At 62.8% G+C, this 15767-nt stretch carries 17 protein-coding genes; 11 read left to right on the top strand and 6 right to left on the bottom strand.

Annotation, left to right across the window (positions count from 1 at the left end):
* Positions 1-102: 102 nt before the first annotated feature.
* Complete coding sequence (locus ASE71_RS13050) at positions 103-507, top strand: DUF2794 domain-containing protein (protein ID WP_034802844.1); 405 nt, start codon at positions 103-105, stop codon at positions 505-507.
* 119 nt (positions 508-626) lie between these two features.
* Here the strand turns inward: ASE71_RS13050 and ASE71_RS13045 are convergent, their stop codons facing one another.
* The 4 genes from ASE71_RS13045 to ASE71_RS13030 form a co-directional block, all read right to left on the bottom strand.
* Positions 627-1181 (bottom strand): GNAT family N-acetyltransferase, encoded by a 555-nt coding sequence (locus ASE71_RS13045; protein ID WP_034802847.1) that lies wholly within the window; start codon positions 1179-1181, stop codon positions 627-629.
* A gap of 123 nt (positions 1182-1304) precedes the next feature.
* Complete coding sequence (locus ASE71_RS13040; RefSeq protein ID WP_034802850.1) at positions 1305-2051, bottom strand: Bax inhibitor-1/YccA family protein; 747 nt, start codon at positions 2049-2051, stop codon at positions 1305-1307.
* A 221-nt stretch (positions 2052-2272) separates the two neighbouring features.
* Positions 2273-4825, bottom strand: coding sequence for an ABC transporter permease (locus tag ASE71_RS13035; RefSeq protein ID WP_060521461.1), 2553 nt, complete (start codon positions 4823-4825; stop codon positions 2273-2275).
* Entirely contained in the window at positions 4822-5547 is a 726-nt protein-coding gene (locus ASE71_RS13030) for an ABC transporter ATP-binding protein (RefSeq protein ID WP_060521576.1), read from the bottom strand. The genes ASE71_RS13035 and ASE71_RS13030 overlap by 4 nt, the downstream gene beginning before the upstream one ends.
* Positions 5548-5613: 66 nt before the next feature.
* Between ASE71_RS13030 and ASE71_RS13025 the strand changes: the two genes are divergently transcribed.
* Positions 5614-6255, top strand: coding sequence for an arylesterase (locus ASE71_RS13025; RefSeq protein WP_060521462.1), 642 nt, complete (start codon positions 5614-5616; stop codon positions 6253-6255).
* A 114-nt stretch (positions 6256-6369) separates the two neighbouring features.
* Entirely contained in the window at positions 6370-6960 is a 591-nt protein-coding gene (gene thpR, locus ASE71_RS13020) for an RNA 2',3'-cyclic phosphodiesterase (protein WP_060521463.1), read from the top strand.
* Here the strand turns inward: thpR and ASE71_RS13015 are convergent.
* On the bottom strand, positions 6897-7373 hold the full coding sequence (locus ASE71_RS13015; RefSeq protein ID WP_060521464.1) for a low molecular weight protein-tyrosine-phosphatase: 477 nt from the start codon (positions 7371-7373) through the stop codon (positions 6897-6899). The genes thpR and ASE71_RS13015 overlap by 64 nt on opposite strands.
* A gap of 85 nt (positions 7374-7458) precedes the next feature.
* Here ASE71_RS13015 and ASE71_RS13010 point away from each other — a divergent pair, with 85 nt between their 5' ends.
* The 7 genes from ASE71_RS13010 (at position 7459) to ASE71_RS12980 (ending at position 13581) form a co-directional block, all read left to right on the top strand.
* Positions 7459-7776 (top strand): 4a-hydroxytetrahydrobiopterin dehydratase, encoded by a 318-nt coding sequence (locus ASE71_RS13010; RefSeq protein ID WP_034802855.1) that lies wholly within the window; start codon positions 7459-7461, stop codon positions 7774-7776.
* A gap of 86 nt (positions 7777-7862) precedes the next feature.
* Positions 7863-8240 (top strand): YkvA family protein, encoded by a 378-nt coding sequence (locus tag ASE71_RS13005; RefSeq protein ID WP_060521465.1) that lies wholly within the window; start codon positions 7863-7865, stop codon positions 8238-8240.
* 397 nt (positions 8241-8637) lie between these two features.
* Complete coding sequence (locus tag ASE71_RS13000) at positions 8638-9141, top strand: invasion associated locus B family protein (protein ID WP_034803141.1); 504 nt, start codon at positions 8638-8640, stop codon at positions 9139-9141.
* A gap of 232 nt (positions 9142-9373) precedes the next feature.
* Positions 9374-10609 (top strand): 23S rRNA (adenine(2503)-C(2))-methyltransferase RlmN, encoded by a 1236-nt coding sequence (rlmN, locus tag ASE71_RS12995; protein WP_034803143.1) that lies wholly within the window; start codon positions 9374-9376, stop codon positions 10607-10609.
* A gap of 139 nt (positions 10610-10748) precedes the next feature.
* Positions 10749-11702 (top strand): ABC transporter substrate-binding protein, encoded by a 954-nt coding sequence (locus ASE71_RS12990; protein WP_060521466.1) that lies wholly within the window; start codon positions 10749-10751, stop codon positions 11700-11702.
* A gap of 209 nt (positions 11703-11911) precedes the next feature.
* The gene (locus ASE71_RS12985; RefSeq protein ID WP_043622284.1) at positions 11912-12790 is read left to right on the top strand and encodes an ABC transporter permease; all 879 of its coding nucleotides are present in this window, start codon (positions 11912-11914) and stop codon (positions 12788-12790) included.
* Positions 12787-13581 (top strand): ABC transporter ATP-binding protein, encoded by a 795-nt coding sequence (locus ASE71_RS12980; protein ID WP_034802864.1) that lies wholly within the window; start codon positions 12787-12789, stop codon positions 13579-13581. Before ASE71_RS12985 ends, ASE71_RS12980 begins: the two co-directional genes overlap by 4 nt.
* A gap of 63 nt (positions 13582-13644) precedes the next feature.
* Here ASE71_RS12980 and ASE71_RS12975 read toward each other — a convergent pair whose 3' ends face one another.
* Positions 13645-14286, bottom strand: coding sequence for a LysE family translocator (locus tag ASE71_RS12975; protein ID WP_060521467.1), 642 nt, complete (start codon positions 14284-14286; stop codon positions 13645-13647).
* A 171-nt stretch (positions 14287-14457) separates the two neighbouring features.
* Between ASE71_RS12975 and ASE71_RS12970 the strand changes: the two genes are divergently transcribed.
* The gene (locus ASE71_RS12970) at positions 14458-15675 is read left to right on the top strand and encodes an argininosuccinate synthase (protein ID WP_034802869.1); all 1218 of its coding nucleotides are present in this window, start codon (positions 14458-14460) and stop codon (positions 15673-15675) included.
* Positions 15676-15767: the final 92 nt, after the last annotated feature.

Raw genomic sequence — 15767 nt, 5'->3', positions numbered from 1 at the left:
GAGGCAAGAAATGACCTCATCGTCCCATGGCTTCCAGCTTGCTTTTCGGCTCGTGTCAGGCACACTGTAATCGTTCTGTCACAACAGAAGGCCGGATTGCCGATGACCGATGAGCCGGATTTGCCGCAAGGCGAGGCGCGCCATCAGCGCGAGACCACTTCCGAAGTGGTCGTCGATCTTCACGAATACAAGAACGCCAAGAACGCTCCCCCCATCACTTTCCATCGTCGCGAATTGGATCAGATCCTGTGGGTCTACGGCCGTATGGTCGGCGAAGGCGAGTGGCGGGACTACGCGATCGACCACCTGAGGGACCGCGCGGTCTTCTCAGTGTTCAAGCGTTCGGGCGAAATGCCGCTCTACCGGATCGAGAAGAACCCGAAACTGGCCGCGAAACAGGGCGCCTATAGCGTGCTGAACATTCACGGCACGATCCTGAAGCGCGGTCACGAGCTCGCCCAGGTGCTCAAGGTATTCGACAAGGTGCTGAGGCTGGTGGAAACCTGACCACCCGGGAAAGGGTGCCATCAGGAGACGCACGCCGACGTCACGGGCAGCAACGGCACGACCTGCCTACGGCGCGCTGCGAGGCGCTTCGCCGACTGACATTCTTCAGCAAGCGATGGTCACTGGTAGAGGGTGTCCGGATAGACGTCTTCCGGCGGGTCGGTCGCCTGGCCCTCGCCGAGCGCGAGCTGCATGATCGTCGTGTCGAGCCAGCGGCCATGCTTGAAGCCGGTCGCTTTCATCGTGCCCTGGAGTTCGAAGCCGAGCGACCGGTGCACGGCGATCGAGGCCGGATGGGCACCGCCGATCACCGCGACCATCTGGCGGAAGCCGAGTTCAGTGCAACGCCGGACGAGCTCGACCAGCAGCGCCTTGCCGGCACCCTTGCCGCGCGCTTCCGGCGCCAGGTAGATGGAATCCTCGACCAGGAAACGATAGGCCGTGCGCGTGCGGAAGCCGGATGCGTAGGCATAACCGATGATCGTCCCGCCCGCGTCTACCGCAACCATGTACGGGTAGCCGCTGCCGATGATCGTTTCGAACCGGGCCCGCATCTCCTTTTCGGATGGCGGGTTGATCTCGTAGGTCGCAACGCCGTGCAACACGGATTCGCGATAGATCTCGGTGATAACGGGAAGATCGGCCAGGGTGGCGTCGCGCAGGGTCAGGGACATGGCTAAAGACTTTGATCCCAAGGTTTCGTCGTCCTTTCACTCCCACGGAGTCCGGACGCTTTCAAGCTGCTTCAGCAAACAAAAAAGGCGGCCGAAGCCGCCTTTTCCGTGTGCTGTTCAGACTTAGTTGTTCCGGTTGCCCATGAACTGGAGCAGGAACATGAACAGGTTGATGAAGTCGAGGTAGAGCGTCAGCGCGCCCATGATCGCCTTGCGGCCGGCAACGGTGCTGTCATCGGCTTCGTAGTACATTTCCTTGATCTTCTGCGTGTCGTAGGCGGTGAGGCCTGCGAAGATCAGCACGCCGATCACGCTGATCGCGAAGGCGAGCGCCGAAGAGGCGAGGAAGATGTTGACGATCGACGCGATGATGACGCCGAACAGACCCATGATCAGGAACGAGCCCATACCGGACAGGTCCTTCTTCGTGGTGTAGCCGTAAAGCGACAGGGCGCCGAACGAGGCGGCCGTCACGAAGAACGTCTGAACGATGCTCTGGCCGGTGTAGATCAGGAAGATCGACGACAGCGACAGGCCCATCAGGGCCGCATAGATCCAGAACGTCGTCTGCGCGGCAGAAACGCTCATGCTATTGATGCGGAAGCTCATGAAGAACACGAGCGCCAGCGGCGCCAGCATCACCACCCACTTCAGCGGGCTCGTATAGATCGCAGCACCGAAGGCAGTCAGCTGGCCATCCGAAAACGCCATTTGGAAGGCCAGGTAGGCCGCGACGCCAGTGATCGCCAGACCAAGCGCCATCAGGTTGTAGACCTTCAGCATGTATGCGCGAAGGCCTTCGTCAATCACGGCACCCGCCTGAGCGCCGGCGGGCGACATTCGGGTTTGGTAATTTCTCAGATCAGCCATTGTTTCCTCATTCAAGCTCCGGTGGAAGTTACGGTGTCGGGCGGCGAATATCGCCCTGGAAGATGAGCTTCCACGCCCAGGCGCCGCTGCGGAGCTCCAGCATGCCTGTGGACAAATATGATGCCGAAACCCGCTGCACACAAGACCCGGCACTCCCGGATTCCGTTGCACCGGACCGATTCAGACCGGCGCAATAGGGATTTACGGTTAACTCGGCCCGGTCAAAGTTCGCGCAGGACCGGCGCCGCCTTCTGCCCGAGAATGCGCCATGTACCGGCAAGTCCGATGCCGACCGTCATCACCAGCGCTGCCACAACCGTCACGATCGCCACGTCGGGCAGGAAGCTCGACGGCAGCGTCATGATGCGGTTGACGACGAACCAGGCGGCGATACCGCCGGCAAACAGCGCAAAAACTGCGGTTGCAAGACCGAGGATCGCGTATTCGTAGCTGAACGCCTTGATCAGCGTCACCCGCGTTGCCCCCAGCGTCTTCAGGACCACCGCATCATGGACGCGCGCCCGGTTGCCGGCCGCAAGCGCGCCGGCCAGCACCAGCACGGAGGCGACGAGCGCCACGGCCGCGGCCGCCCGGATAGCCGTTGCCAGCTGACCGAGTAGCCCATTCACAATGTCGAGAGCGTCCTTCACCCGTACGCTGGTGATCGTCGGATAGGCATTGGTGACGGCCTTCAGGACCGCCGCCTCCTCTTCCGGCGTCGCCGACGGATCGATCACAGTCGCCAGCCAGGCATGCGGCGCGCCGGCAAAGGTGTTCGGCGAGAACACCATGACGAAGTTGATCGACAGCGATTCCCACTCGACATTGCGGAAGTTGGCAATCTTGGCGGTGATGTTGCGGCCGAGCACATTGACGGTGACCGTATCGCCGATCTTCAGGCCGAGTTCGCCGGCCTCCTCGGACGAGAAGGAAACCAGGGGTTCGCCGCTGTAGTCGGCCGGCCACCAGGCGCCTTCGGACAGCGTCGAATTCTCCGGCTTGTTTTTGGCGTAGGTGATACCGCGGTCGCCGCGCAGCACCCATTGGCCCGCAGGCGGCACGTTGCGGCTGTTCACGTCCTCACCGTTGAAGGCGGTGATGCGGCCGCGCAGCATCGGCACCTCGATGACCTTGCCCTTCGGGATCGCCTGGTTCAGCACCGAGCGGAAACCTTCAATCTCGCTGCCCTGGATATCGACGAAGAAGAAATTCGGCGCTCGCTCCGCCATGCTTCCGGTGAGTTCGCGGCGCAGATTGCCGTCGATCAGCGCCAGCGTCACCAGAAGCGCCAGACCGAGCCCAAGCGACAGCACCACCGAGGAGGTCAGCGCACCCGGACGATGAATGTTGCCGATCGCCAGTCTGAGAGCCGGCGAATTGACCCGCGGGCTGCGGCGCGCGAGCCAGGCGATCGCGAGCGCAACGGCCCTGAGCACGATGAAGGCGAAGGCAATCGCGCCGAGGAAGACGAGCGAAATATAGCGGTCGTAAGCCGTAAAGATCGCCAAGCCGGCGAGCGCGGCAAGACACGCGACGGCGCCGAGCAGATAGGGCCAGGCCGGAAAACCCGAGGGGTCGAAACCCTGCTGGCGGAAGAGTGCGGTCGCAGGAATGGCGCGCGCCCGTCCGAGCGGCAGGATGGCGAAGGTCAGCGCCGTCAGCACGCCGAACAGGGCGGCAAGCCCGAGCGCGCCCGGATAGAGATGGAATGCGGTCGAAATCGGCAGCAGGTCGGCCAGGAACTGCGCCGCGACAAAGGGGATCAGAGCCCCGAGCACGAGCCCGATGACGATGCCGATCAAGGCGATCATCAGGATCTGTGCGAGATAGATCATCGCCACCAACGCAGCGGGCGCGCCCAGGCATTTGAAGGTCGCGATCACGCTGCGCTTGGCATCGAGATAGGCGCGCACCGCATTGGCGACGCCGACGCCGCCGACGATCAGTGCCGTCAGGCCGACAAGCGTCAGGAACTGCGAGAAACGCGTGATGTTGGCCGTCAGCGCCGGTGCTGCGTTGCCGCTGGTGCGGATCGACCAGCCGGCAGCCGGCTGGCTTTTCTCCGCCTCGGTGCGAACGGCCGCGACCCCTGCCGGATCGGCGAGCTTCACCTTGTATGTGTGCTCGACGAGGCTTCCGGTCTGCACCAGTCCCGTCGCCGCCAGGGCTTCGTCCGAGACCATCAGGCGGGGCGCGAAGCCGAAGCCGTCGGAAAGCGCATCCGGCTCGCGCGTGATCGTGCCGGCGATCCGGACACGGGCGTTGCCGAGAAGGATTTCGTCTCCGACCTTAACGTCCAGGCGGTCGAGCAGCAGAGGCGCCACGACCGCACCGAAGACATCGCCGTCGCGTGCGATGAGGTCGTGCAGCGGCCTGTCGGGTTGGCTTTCCAGCGCGCCATAGAGCGGATAGGCCGCATCGACGGCCTTCAGTTCCACCAGGGCTTGATTGGAACCGTCGGGCAGCCGCGCCATAGATCTCAGGCCAGCGGAAACCGCAACGGTCCCAAGACCATCGAGATAGGCGCGCTCTTCGGTCGTTGCGACACGATTGTTAAGCTCGAAGCGAATATCGCCGGCGAGCAGTTCCTGACCCTGCGATGCGATCGTCGCTGTGATCGACTGCGACAGCGAGTTGACGCCGGCAATCGCCGCCGTACCCAGCGCAATGCAGGCGAGGAAGATGTAGAAGCCCTTGAGCCCGCCGCGCATTTCACGCAGCGCCAGCCGCAGGGCAAGCAGCGGCCGCAGCCGTACCGAAGGCGCGCCGATCATGCCGAGGCCGCCTGCTGGACCGACGCCACGGCCACGGGGTCCGCGGCGCCGCCGGCAACGATCTCGCCCGAGCGCACCCGCACCTGCCGCGCGCAGCGGTCGGCAAGGGCGGCGTCATGGGTCACGAGCACGAGTGTCATGCCGCGGTCACGCTGTTCGGCGAAAAGCAGATCGGCGATCTGCCGTCCGGTTTCAGCGTCGAGGTTGCCGGTTGGTTCGTCGGCGATCAGAAGCTTCGGCGAGGGCGCAAGCGCCCGGGCGATCGCAACGCGCTGCTGCTCACCGCCCGAGAGCTGGCCGGGATAATGGCTGAGCCGCTCGCCGAGGCCGACGGCGACAAGCTCCTTGCGCGCGATCTCGAAGGCGCCCGACACATTGGCCAGTTCGAGCGGCACGGCGACGTTTTCGAGTGCCGTCATGTTGGGAATGAGGTGGAAGGACTGGAAGACGATGCCGATGTTGCGCCCGCGAAAGTCCGCCACCCGGTCCTCGTCGAGCCGGTGCAGCGGCGTGCCGTCGATGACGATCTCGCCGCGATCCAGCCGCTCGAGCCCGGCAAGCACCATCAGCAAAGTCGACTTGCCTGAACCGGACGGGCCGACGATGCCGACCGATTCTCCGGCATTGATCGTCAGGCTCATGCCTTTCAGCACATGCACCGAGGCGGCCGCCTCGCCCAGCGTCAGATCCGCGTTTTTAAGTTCGATGATGGTGCTGGCCAAGCGAAACAACCCTATATGAAACGAAGTGGGGAACAGAAACGGCATTCGGGATTTAGGAAAAGGCCCATGGCATTAAAAGGATTTCAACGGGTTTTCTTGGCACTGATGATGACATTTGCGTTATCATGGACGGCACGCGCCGAGACGATCAGCCTCATCGGGTTCGGCGACAGCCTGATGGCGGGTTATCAGCTCCCGCCGGAGGACGCCTTCCCGGCCCGGCTCGAAAAGGCGCTGAAGGAAAAGGGCTTCGACGTGACGATCGCGAACGCCGGCGTTTCCGGCGACACGAGTTCCGGCGGTCTTGCCCGCATCGACTGGTCGGTGCCGGATGGTACCAAGGGCGTGATCCTCGAGCTTGGCGCCAACGACGCGTTGCGCGGCATCGCGCCTGAAGAGACCCGCAAGAACATCGAGGCGATGATCACCCGGCTGAAGGACCGCGGCATCGCCGTGCTGCTCGCCGGCATGATGGCGCCGCCGAACATGGGCGCCGACTACGCCGCCCGCTTCAACCCGATCTATCCGGAACTCGCCAAAAAATATGGGCTGGAACTCTATCCGTTCTTTCTCGACGGCGTGGTGACGGAGGCCAAGCTCAAGCTCGAAGACGGCATGCATCCCAATGGCGACGGCGTCGGCGTCATGGTCGAGAAGGCCCTGCCCGTCGTCGAGCGGTTTCTGGCAACGCTGAACAAGACGGAGTGATGACATCGTCCACAGTTAAGGCAACGTTAATATTCTGAAGCGTCAAATACCAGTTGCGTGCAGATGCGATGCGTGATTCGCTAAGACATCTGCAAGAGATTCGGGGAGCTCGCCATGCCGAGACTATTCACCGCCCTCGAAATTCCGCGCAATGCTGCAATGAGTCTTTCATTGCTGCGCGGAGGTCTTCCCGGAGCTCGCTGGATCGATGTGGAGAACTACCACATCACCCTGCGCTTCATCGGTGACGTCGACTGGCGCACCGCCGACGAGATTATCGACAAGCTCGATCGCATCGAACGTCCTGAATTCCAACTGCAACTGAACGGCACCGGCGCCTTCGGCTCGAAGAAGCCCCACTCGGTCTGGGCCGGCGTTACCAACCATCCGGAAATGTATGCGCTGCAGGCCGAAATCGAGCGCATCTGCCAAAGGCTCGGACTGGGGCCGGACCCGCGCAAGTTCACCCCGCACGTGACGCTGGCGCGGCTGCGCTCCAGCCGTGTCGAAGACGTGGTCGAGTACCTCTCGGGGCGCGGCAACTTCATGACCTCGCTGTTCACGGTCTCCCGCTTCGTGCTGCTCTCGTCGCGCGATTCAGTCGGCGGCGGACCGTACCTGACGGAAGAGGTTTTCCCGCTTCACGAGGTGCGTTCGCCGAGCCTTTCGAGCAACGACGAACATCCGGCCTCCAGCATTTGGTAAAGCGCCTCGAAGGCTTCCCGCCCTTCGTAATAGGGATCCGGCACGTCCCGCAGGTCGCCTGACGCATAATCGAGAAAGAGATGCACCTTCTGCGCCGTGCCATCCGGCGCGAGCCTTTTCAGCGTGCGGACATTGTTCTCGTCCATGCCGAGGATGAGGTCGAAATCACTGAAATCTGCCGCCGCCACCTGGCGTCCGCACAGTGTAGAAATATCGATGCCGTGCCGCCGCGCCGTCTCTATCGATCGCCGGTCTGGCGGATCGCCGATATGCCAGGCGCCGGTTCCGGCCGAATCGATCTCCAGCGCTACAGCCAATCCCTTTTGCTTCGCCAATGCGCGCAACACGCCCTCGGCAAGCGGCGACCGGCAGATGTTGCCGAGACAAACGAAAAGAACTCTGACCGGTTTCATGCTATTCAGATTCGAAGGCTGGAGACAGTTGACGCTTATACGCGACAGCTCGGGCTTCGAACAGGCGCATGGGAGGACACAAGCGATGGCAGCGGAGAGACTGGACGAAGCGACGATTGCCGACAACCTTCACAAGATGGAAGGTTGGGTGCGGGCCGAAGACGGCAACTCGATCTGGAAGGCGTTCCGCTTCAAGAACTTCGTCGAGGCCTTCGGCTTCATGACCGAATGCGCGATCGTCGCCGAGAAGCTCAACCATCACCCGGAATGGTTCAACGTCTACAATCGCGTCGACGTGACGCTGACGACCCATGACGCCGGCGGATTGAGCGAACTCGACTTCAAGCTGGCGGCGCGCATGGACAAGGCTGCGGCAGGCCGCATGCCCGATCATTTGAAATAGGACGCGGAATTCCCATATTGAAAGCGCCGGAGCGCCGCGCGTTCACGAGAACGCCTGGCGCCCGAGAATATAGCGGAAGCGGGACGATGGACGACATCAAGATTGGTGAAATTCTCTTGCCTGGCGAAGAATCCGAGCAGGAGCGGCGGGAAAAGCGCGTGAAGCGCCGCTTCTGGCCGACCTTTCGCCGAGCTGCCCGCCAGATCCCATTCAGCCGCGACCTGGTTGCCGCCTATTACTGCGCCATCGATCCGAAGACCCCGACACGCACCCGCGGCATCCTGCTTGCAGCCCTCGCCTATTTCGTGCTGCCGATCGATATCATCCCCGACGTGCTGGCCGTCGTCGGCTTCTCCGATGACGTTGCCGTCTTGACCGCGGCCTTTGCTGCCATCAGCGGGCAGATCAAGGAAACGCACTATACCAAGGCCGACGATACGCTGGCCGATACGCCGGAGAGCTGACGCCGGACGCCGCCTGTCCGGTTGTGGCGCCGCATTCCCGCCCGAAAGTCAAACTCTTGCCTAATTCTTTGTGGCATAGATCTGCAAGTGACGCTGGTCGCGCGCTTTGGTGCGGCTGACGCCATGCAATGGCTTGGGGCAGGAAACCTTCTGGAACGGGCATTCCGAGGCAACGCGCATCCTCGATCGAGCCCGGTTCGGCGAAGGCGCGAATCGGCGGTCGAAAGGCACTGTGCGATGGGGCTAACCGCTCCATTTCGGGGCTAAAGCCGCGGTTTTCGGCCACCGTTGACGGTTTGGTAACCTGAATTAAGTCAAAACAAATCAAATCATGACTACGCGTCGCCCGTCTGACCTGTTTCGGGTGATCGAAAAGCAAGAAAAGCGGCAGGACCTCATGTTTGTAAGAAAGATCGCAACCGCAATCGCACTCGTTCTGGCCACCGCCAGCATGGCTGCCGCCCAGTCTCCGACGCGCATCCAGCAGTTCAACGCATGGGGCGCCTATTCCTACAATGCCGGCGGCGGCAAGGTCTGCTACGTCCTTTCGGTTCCGAAGGAAAAGAGCCCGGCCGGCGTCGACCATGGCGACATCTTCTTCCTCGTTTCCCAGCGCCCCGGCCAGAACATCAGCTACGAGCCTCAGGCAATGATGGGCTATGCTCTGCAGGAAAACTCCAAGGTCAACGTCGTCATCGACGGCCGCACCTTCGTGATGTTCACCAAGGGCAATTCGGCCTGGGTCGAAAATGCTGCCGAAGAGCCGGCACTGGTTGCCGCCATGAAGAACGGCAAGGCCATGTCGGTCAACGCCAAGTCGCGCAAGGGTACCGCGACCTCCTACTCCTACTCGCTCTCGGGCATCTCCGCTGCGCTGAAGCAGATCGAAGCCTGCAAGTAATCGCGAGACCGAAAGTCACGCGTAGGGGCCGGCTGCAAAGCCGGCCTTTTGCGTTCAAGGGGCCCGCCTCGTGACTCCCGGCCAAAACAATGCTAAAGGGCGGCCAACTTGAGAGCCTCCGCGCCCCGATAGGCCGCTTTCGATGGCTCGACCGATTTCAATTCGCGCATCAGGACGATTTCCGGACCCGCTCTCCGGACGGCCTCTCGCCGCATGACAGGACATCATGAGCATGGCAGCCACTGAAATTCTGAACCGGGTGGAAATCGCCAAGGCGCCGCAGGTGCGCGCAGCCGTAGAGGCGGAAAAGCCGTCGCTGATCGGACTTCTGCGCGAGGACATGGCCAAGGCACTGGTCGAAAAGGGCGTGCCGGAACGCCAGGTCAAGATGCGCGTCAGCCAGCTCTGGCACTGGCTCTACGTGCGCGGCGTCTCCGACTTCGATCACATGACGAACGTGTCCAAGGACATGCGCGAGATGCTGAAGCAGCATTTCACCATTGCGCGCCCGGAGATCGTCGAGGAACAGATTTCCGGCGACGGCACCCGCAAGTGGCTGTTGCGCTTCCCGGCGCGCGGCGCCGGACGACCGGTCGAGATCGAGACCGTCTACATTCCCGAGGAAGGCCGCGGCACGCTCTGCATTTCGAGCCAGGTCGGCTGCACGCTCACCTGCTCCTTCTGTCACACCGGCACCCAGAAGCTGGTGCGCAACCTGACGGCCGAGGAAATCCTCGCGCAGCTGCTGCTTGCCCGCGACCGGCTCGGCGACTTCCCGGAGCGCGACACCCCGCAGGGCGCGATCGTGCCGGCCGAAGGCCGCAAGATCACCAACATCGTGATGATGGGCATGGGCGAGCCGCTCTATAATTTCGAGCAGGTCAAGACCGCCCTTCTGATCGCCTCTGACGGCGAAGGCCTGTCGCTGTCCAAGCGCCGCATCACGCTGTCGACCTCAGGCATCGTGCCGGAAATCTATCGCACCGGCGAAGAGATCGGCGTCATGCTGGCGATCTCGCTGCATGCCGTGCGCGACGACCTGCGCGACATGCTGGTGCCGATCAACAAGAAGTACCCGCTGAAGGAACTGATGGACGCCTGCCGCGCCTATCCCGGCCTTTCCAACGCCCGCCGCATCACCTTCGAATACGTGATGCTGAAGGACGTCAACGACAGCCTCGAAGACGCCAAGCAGTTGGTGAAGCTCCTGAAGGGTGTGCCCGCGAAGATCAACCTCATCCCCTTCAACCCCTGGCCGGGCACCAACTACCAGTGTTCCGACTGGGAGCACATCGAGAAGTTTGCCGACTTCATCAACCAGGCCGGCTACGCCTCGCCGATCCGCACACCACGCGGCCGCGACATCCTTGCCGCCTGCGGCCAGCTGAAGTCGGAATCCGAGCGCATGCGCAAGGTCGACCGCCTCGCCTTCGAAGCGATGATGATCGCCAATCACGGCGAAGATTGAGACGAAGCGCCTCCTCGGGTCCTTCGTTCCTCGCCCCTCACCCATCGATGAAGAACTTTGATGGGTGATGCAGTTCCTATCGATTGATTTCATGTCATCGGTTTCCTAAGAAAGCGGGACATCAATTGGAGGACAACCCATGCGCTCACTTCTCATCGCCCTTGCCGCCACGGTGGCATTCACCCTGCCCGCCCGTGCCGATGAGGTGACCGTCGCCGTAACCGCGATCGTCGAGCATCCGGCACTCGACGCGGCACGCGACGGCGTGAAGGACGCGCTGACCGCCGCCGGCTACAAGGAAGGCGAGAACCTCAAATTCATCTACGAGTCAGCCCAGGGCAACCCGGCGACCGCCGCGCAGATCGCCCGCCAGTTCGCAGGCGAAGCGCCGAACGTGATCGTTCCGATCTCGACGCCGTCGGCCCAGGCGGTCGTCTCCTCGACCCGCGATATCCCGGTCGTCTTCACCGCCGTTTCCGACCCGATCGGCGCCCAGCTGGTCAAGGACATGGACAAGCCCGGCGGTAACGTCACCGGCCTCTCCGACATGTCGCCGGTTGCCGAACACGTCGCCCTGATCAAGGAAATCCTGCCGAACGCCAAGTCGATCGGCTACCTCTACAATTCCGGCGAAGCCAACTCCGTTTCGCTGCTCGCGGTGCTGAAGACCGAGGCCGAAAAGGCCGGCCTGACCGTCGTCGAGTCCGCCGCGACCAAATCGGCTGAAGTCCAGGGTGCTGCCCGTGCCCTCGTCGGCCGCGCCGATGCGATTTACGTGCCCACCGACAATACGATCATCTCCGCGCTTGAAGGTGCCGTCGCCGTCGCCGAAGAAGCCAAGCTGCCGCTCTTCACCGCCGACACGGACTCGGTTGCCCGCGGCTCGCTCGCAGCCCTCGGCTTCAACTACTACGACGTCGGCAAGCAGACTGGCGAAATCGTCGTTCGCATCCTCAAGGGCGAAAACCCGGGTGATATCGGCGTCAAGGTTGCCGCCGGTTCCGACCTGGTGATCAACAAGAAGGCCGCCGAGAAAATGGGCGTCACCCTTCCGGAAAGTGTCGTAAAGCGCGCAACCCGCGTCGTTGAATAAGGCTTTCGGCCTTTTCAGGTTCAAGTTTGTTGCGTTTTGCCCGCCTCCGTTCCATACGGGGGCGGTTCGCTATGAGGGGCCCGGAATACCGGAGGCCGCTCCAAGTTTCTAAGCCGCACATGCGCCCGGCCGTGCGCCCCATGTGCCAAGCGGGAGCGTCGCGCTCATAAGCACAATCAGGCGCGACAGGTAGAAAAGAGGGTCTGGGGTTGAGTCTAATTGCTTTCTGGGGAGCCGTGGAGCTGGGGCTGGTCTATGCCTTCGTTGCCCTCGGCGTCTTTCTCGCATTCCGGGTTCTCGATTTTCCCGACCTCACGGTCGACGGATCGTTTCCGCTGGGCGCCGCCGTCACCGCAGTGCTGATCATCGCCGGCGTCAATCCGTGGCTTGCCGCCTGCGTGGCGATGGTCGCGGGTGCCGCAGCCGGCATCGTCACGGCGATGCTCAACGTGCGCTTCAAGATCCTCAACCTGCTCGCCTCGATCCTGACGATGATCGCGCTGTTCTCGGTCAACCTGCGCGTCATGGGCAAGCCGAACGTCGCGCTGATCAACGCCGACACGATGCTGTCACCCTTCTACGGCCTCGGCTTGCGCGATTTCTACGTCCGGCCGCTGTTTATCGGAGTGCTCGTGGTCGTCGCCGTCATCATCGTCTGGCGCTTCCTTGAGAGCGATGCCGGCCTTGCGATGCGCGCCACTGGCGCCAATGCCCGCATGGCCCGCGCACAGGGCGTCGACACCAACCGTCAGATCTATCTCGGCATGGCGATCTCCAACGCGCTCGTCGCCTTCGGTGGCGCTCTGTTCGCCCAGACCAACGGCTTTGCCGACGTCACCTCGGGTGTCGGCACCATCGTCGTCGGGCTCGCGGCGGTCATCATCGGCGAGACGCTGCTCGGTGCCCGCGGCATCCTGATTGCGCTGATCGGCTGCGTGCTCGGCTCGATCCTCTACCGCATAGCGATCCAGCTGGCGCTGTCGACCGACATGCTCGGGCTGCAGGCCTCCGACCTCAACTTCGTGACCGCGGCACTCGTCACCTTCGCCCTCGTCCTTCCCCGTCTGCGTCGTGGAGGTGCGGCATGATCAGCGTCAACAACATCGAGGTCATCTTCGGCAAGGGCACGCCGCTGCAGAAGCAGGCGCTGAACGGCGTCAGCCTGACGATCGAGCAAGGCTCCTTCGTCACCGTCATCGGCTCCAACGGCGCCGGCAAGTCGACGTTGCTCGGCGTGCTCGCCGGCGACGTGCTGCCGAGTGCCGGCCAGGTGACGATCGGCAAGACAGACGTCAGCCGCAAGGGTACCGCTGCGCGCGCGGGCCTCGTCGCTCGCGTCTTCCAGGATCCGCTGACCGGCAGCTGCGGCGCGCTCTCGATCGAGGAAAACCTGGCACTCGCCGCCAAGCGTGGCGAAGCCCGCGGCCTCACCGCAGCCCTCGGCCCGAAGCGCCGCGAACATTTCCGCGAACGCATCGCCGAGCTCAACCTCGGCCTTGAAAACCGCATGGGCGACCGCATGGACCTTCTGTCCGGTGGCCAACGCCAGGCGGTCTCGCTGGTCATGGCGACGCTCGCAGGCTCCGAAGTGCTGCTGCTCGACGAGCATACGGCAGCCCTCGACCCTGGCATGGCCGAGTTCGTGATGAACCTGACGCAGAAGATCGTCTCCGAGCGCAAGCTGACGACGATGATGGTCACCCATTCGATGCGCCAGGCACTCGACTACGGCCACCGCACCATCATGCTCCACGGCGGCGAGATCGTTCTCGACGTCGCCGGCGACAGCCGCAAGGAACTGCAGGTCGAGGACCTGATCGCCATGTTCCGCCGCATCCGCGGCCAGACGCTCGACGACGATGCGCTGCTGATCGGCTGAGTACAGAAGACTAATTCACAACAAGGCCCGGGCATCCAAGATGTCCGGGCTTTTTGTTTTTGTTTACCGAGCCGTCGTCATGAAGATCTTCACCGCAAACACCGAGAAGACGCCGGCGAAGCTGAAATCAAGTGCCCGCATCACGCCCTTGTTGCGCTGCAGCCAGGAGGCAAGCCAGTCGGCGGTGAAGACGACCAGCATGTTCACCGGCATGCCGATGGTGATGAAGAACAGGCCGAGGAACAGAAGCTTGCCGGTGACCGAGGGATCACCGGCGCTGACGAACTGCGGCAGGAAAGTCATGAAGAAGATGATGACCTTGGGGTTCAACAGGTTCACCCAGAAGCCGGCCGAGATGTTGGCAAGCGCCTTGCCTTCCGTCGGCTCGACCTTCTGCACCGAAATGCTGGAGCCGAAGCGCATCGCCTGCACCGCAAGCCAGAGCAGGTAGGCGGCACCGCCGGTCTTGAGGATGGTGAATGCGGTTGGCGAGGCGGTGATCAGCGCCGAGATGCCGAACGCGACGAGCAGCGTATGCACGACGATGCCGAAGCTGGTGCCGAGCACGACGAAGAGCGCGGCCTTCTTGCCCTGGGCGAGCGCCCGGCTGATCGAAAGCGTCATGTCGGGACCGGGTGTGGCCGCCAGAAGCAGCGTCGCAGCCGCAAAGGTCAGGAGGGTCGGCAGGCTGGGGATGAAGTCCATGGTCGTTTCCTCGGCACGGGGGTCGCCTCGAGTAATCCTGCGCCTGCGCTTTTGCCAGCGGATTCGCATCGTCAAGCGTTCTAGCGCTTGTATCGCCGCAGGTTCTGGCTAAAGTGCCGCAGATTTGCACGCGGCATCGCCGCCCTCCCCAAGACCAGACGGACGGAAACCATGGCATCGCATAAAGACGTGAAAAAGGTCGTTCTCGCCTATTCGGGCGGTCTCGACACCTCGATCATCCTGAAGTGGCTGCAGACCGAACTCGGCGCGGAAGTCGTCACCTTCACCGCCGACCTCGGCCAGGGCGAAGAGCTCGAGCCGGCCCGCAAGAAGGCCGAAATGCTCGGCATCAAGGAGATCTACATCGAGGACGTCCGCGAGGAATTCGTCAAGGATTTCGTCTTCCCGATGTTCCGCGCCAACGCCGTCTATGAAGGCGTCTACCTGCTCGGCACCTCGATCGCCCGCCCGCTGATCTCCAAGCACCTGATCGATATCGCCAAGAAGACCGGCGCCGACGCGATCGCCCATGGCGCGACCGGCAAGGGCAACGACCAGGTTCGCTTCGAGCTTTCCGCCTATGCGCTGAACCCGGACATCAAGATCATCGCGCCGTGGCGCGACTGGTCGTTCAAGAGCCGCACCGACCTGCTCGAATTCGCCGAGAAGCACCAGATCCCGGTTGCCAAGGACAAGAAGGGCGAAGCGCCGTTCTCCGTCGATGCCAACCTGCTGCACTCCTCCTCCGAGGGCAAGGTTCTCGAAGACCCGGCACTGGAAGCCCCTGAGTACGTGCACATGCGCACGATCTCGCCGGAAGCCGCTCCCGACCAGGCCACCGTCATCAAGATCGGCTTCGAGCGCGGTGACGCCGTCTCGATCAACGGCGTACGCCTGTCGCCGGCAACCCTGCTTGCCAAGCTCAACGAGTACGGCCGCGACAACGGCATCGGCCGTCTCGACCTCGTCGAGAACCGCTTCGTCGGCATGAAGTCGCGCGGCGTCTACGAGACCCCCGGCGGCACCATCCTGCTCTCCGCGCACCGCGCAATCGAGAGCATCACGCTCGACCGCGGCGCCGCCCACCTCAAGGACGAGCTGATGCCGCGCTACGCCGAGCTGATCTATTACGGCTTCTGGTTCTCACCGGAGCGCGAGATGCTGCAGGCCGCAATCGACAAGAGCCAGGAGCATGTCGAAGGCGAAGTGACGTTGAAGCTCTACAAGGGCAACGTCATGGTCATCGGCCGTGAGAGCGACAAGTCGCTCTACTCCGACAAGCTCGTCACCTTCGAGGACGACCAGGGCGCCTACGACCAGAAGGATGCCGCCGGCTTCATCAAGCTCAACGCGCTGCGCCTGCGCACGCTGGCCGCGCGCAACCGCTAAGACGACGCGTTCTGAAAAAAGAAGCCTCCGCGACCCGTTCGCGGAGGCTTTTTCATATGCAGGCCGAAGCGGTATCGATGCCGATGCCGCAC

The sequence above is a fragment of the Ensifer sp. Root954 genome, assembly GCF_001429005.1.
In the GTDB taxonomy this organism is placed as follows: Bacteria; Pseudomonadota; Alphaproteobacteria; order Rhizobiales; family Rhizobiaceae; genus Ensifer; species Ensifer adhaerens.
This window is presented reverse-complemented; position numbering and strand designations above follow the sequence as displayed.

Bases quoted from the DNA above. Each gene is read 5' to 3' on its own strand.
- ASE71_RS13050 (WP_034802844.1), top strand. From the start codon at position 103: ATGACCGATGAGCCGGATTTGCCGCAAGGCGAGGCGCGCCATCAGCGC.
- ASE71_RS13045 (WP_034802847.1), bottom strand. From the start codon at position 1,181: ATGTCCCTGACCCTGCGCGACGCCACCCTGGCCGATCTTCCCGTTATC.
- ASE71_RS13040 (WP_034802850.1), bottom strand. From the start codon at position 2,051: ATGGCTGATCTGAGAAATTACCAAACCCGAATGTCGCCCGCCGGCGCT.
- ASE71_RS13035 (WP_060521461.1), bottom strand. From the start codon at position 4,825: ATGATCGGCGCGCCTTCGGTACGGCTGCGGCCGCTGCTTGCCCTGCGG.
- ASE71_RS13025 (WP_060521462.1), top strand. From the start codon at position 5,614: ATGGCATTAAAAGGATTTCAACGGGTTTTCTTGGCACTGATGATGACA.
- thpR (WP_060521463.1), top strand. From the start codon at position 6,370: ATGCCGAGACTATTCACCGCCCTCGAAATTCCGCGCAATGCTGCAATG.
- ASE71_RS13015 (WP_060521464.1), bottom strand. From the start codon at position 7,373: ATGAAACCGGTCAGAGTTCTTTTCGTTTGTCTCGGCAACATCTGCCGG.
- ASE71_RS13010 (WP_034802855.1), top strand. From the start codon at position 7,459: ATGGCAGCGGAGAGACTGGACGAAGCGACGATTGCCGACAACCTTCAC.
- ASE71_RS13005 (WP_060521465.1), top strand. From the start codon at position 7,863: ATGGACGACATCAAGATTGGTGAAATTCTCTTGCCTGGCGAAGAATCC.
- ASE71_RS13000 (WP_034803141.1), top strand. From the start codon at position 8,638: ATGTTTGTAAGAAAGATCGCAACCGCAATCGCACTCGTTCTGGCCACC.
- rlmN (WP_034803143.1), top strand. From the start codon at position 9,374: ATGGCAGCCACTGAAATTCTGAACCGGGTGGAAATCGCCAAGGCGCCG.
- ASE71_RS12990 (WP_060521466.1), top strand. From the start codon at position 10,749: ATGCGCTCACTTCTCATCGCCCTTGCCGCCACGGTGGCATTCACCCTG.
- ASE71_RS12980 (WP_034802864.1), top strand. From the start codon at position 12,787: ATGATCAGCGTCAACAACATCGAGGTCATCTTCGGCAAGGGCACGCCG.
- ASE71_RS12975 (WP_060521467.1), bottom strand. From the start codon at position 14,286: ATGGACTTCATCCCCAGCCTGCCGACCCTCCTGACCTTTGCGGCTGCG.
- ASE71_RS12970 (WP_034802869.1), top strand. From the start codon at position 14,458: ATGGCATCGCATAAAGACGTGAAAAAGGTCGTTCTCGCCTATTCGGGC.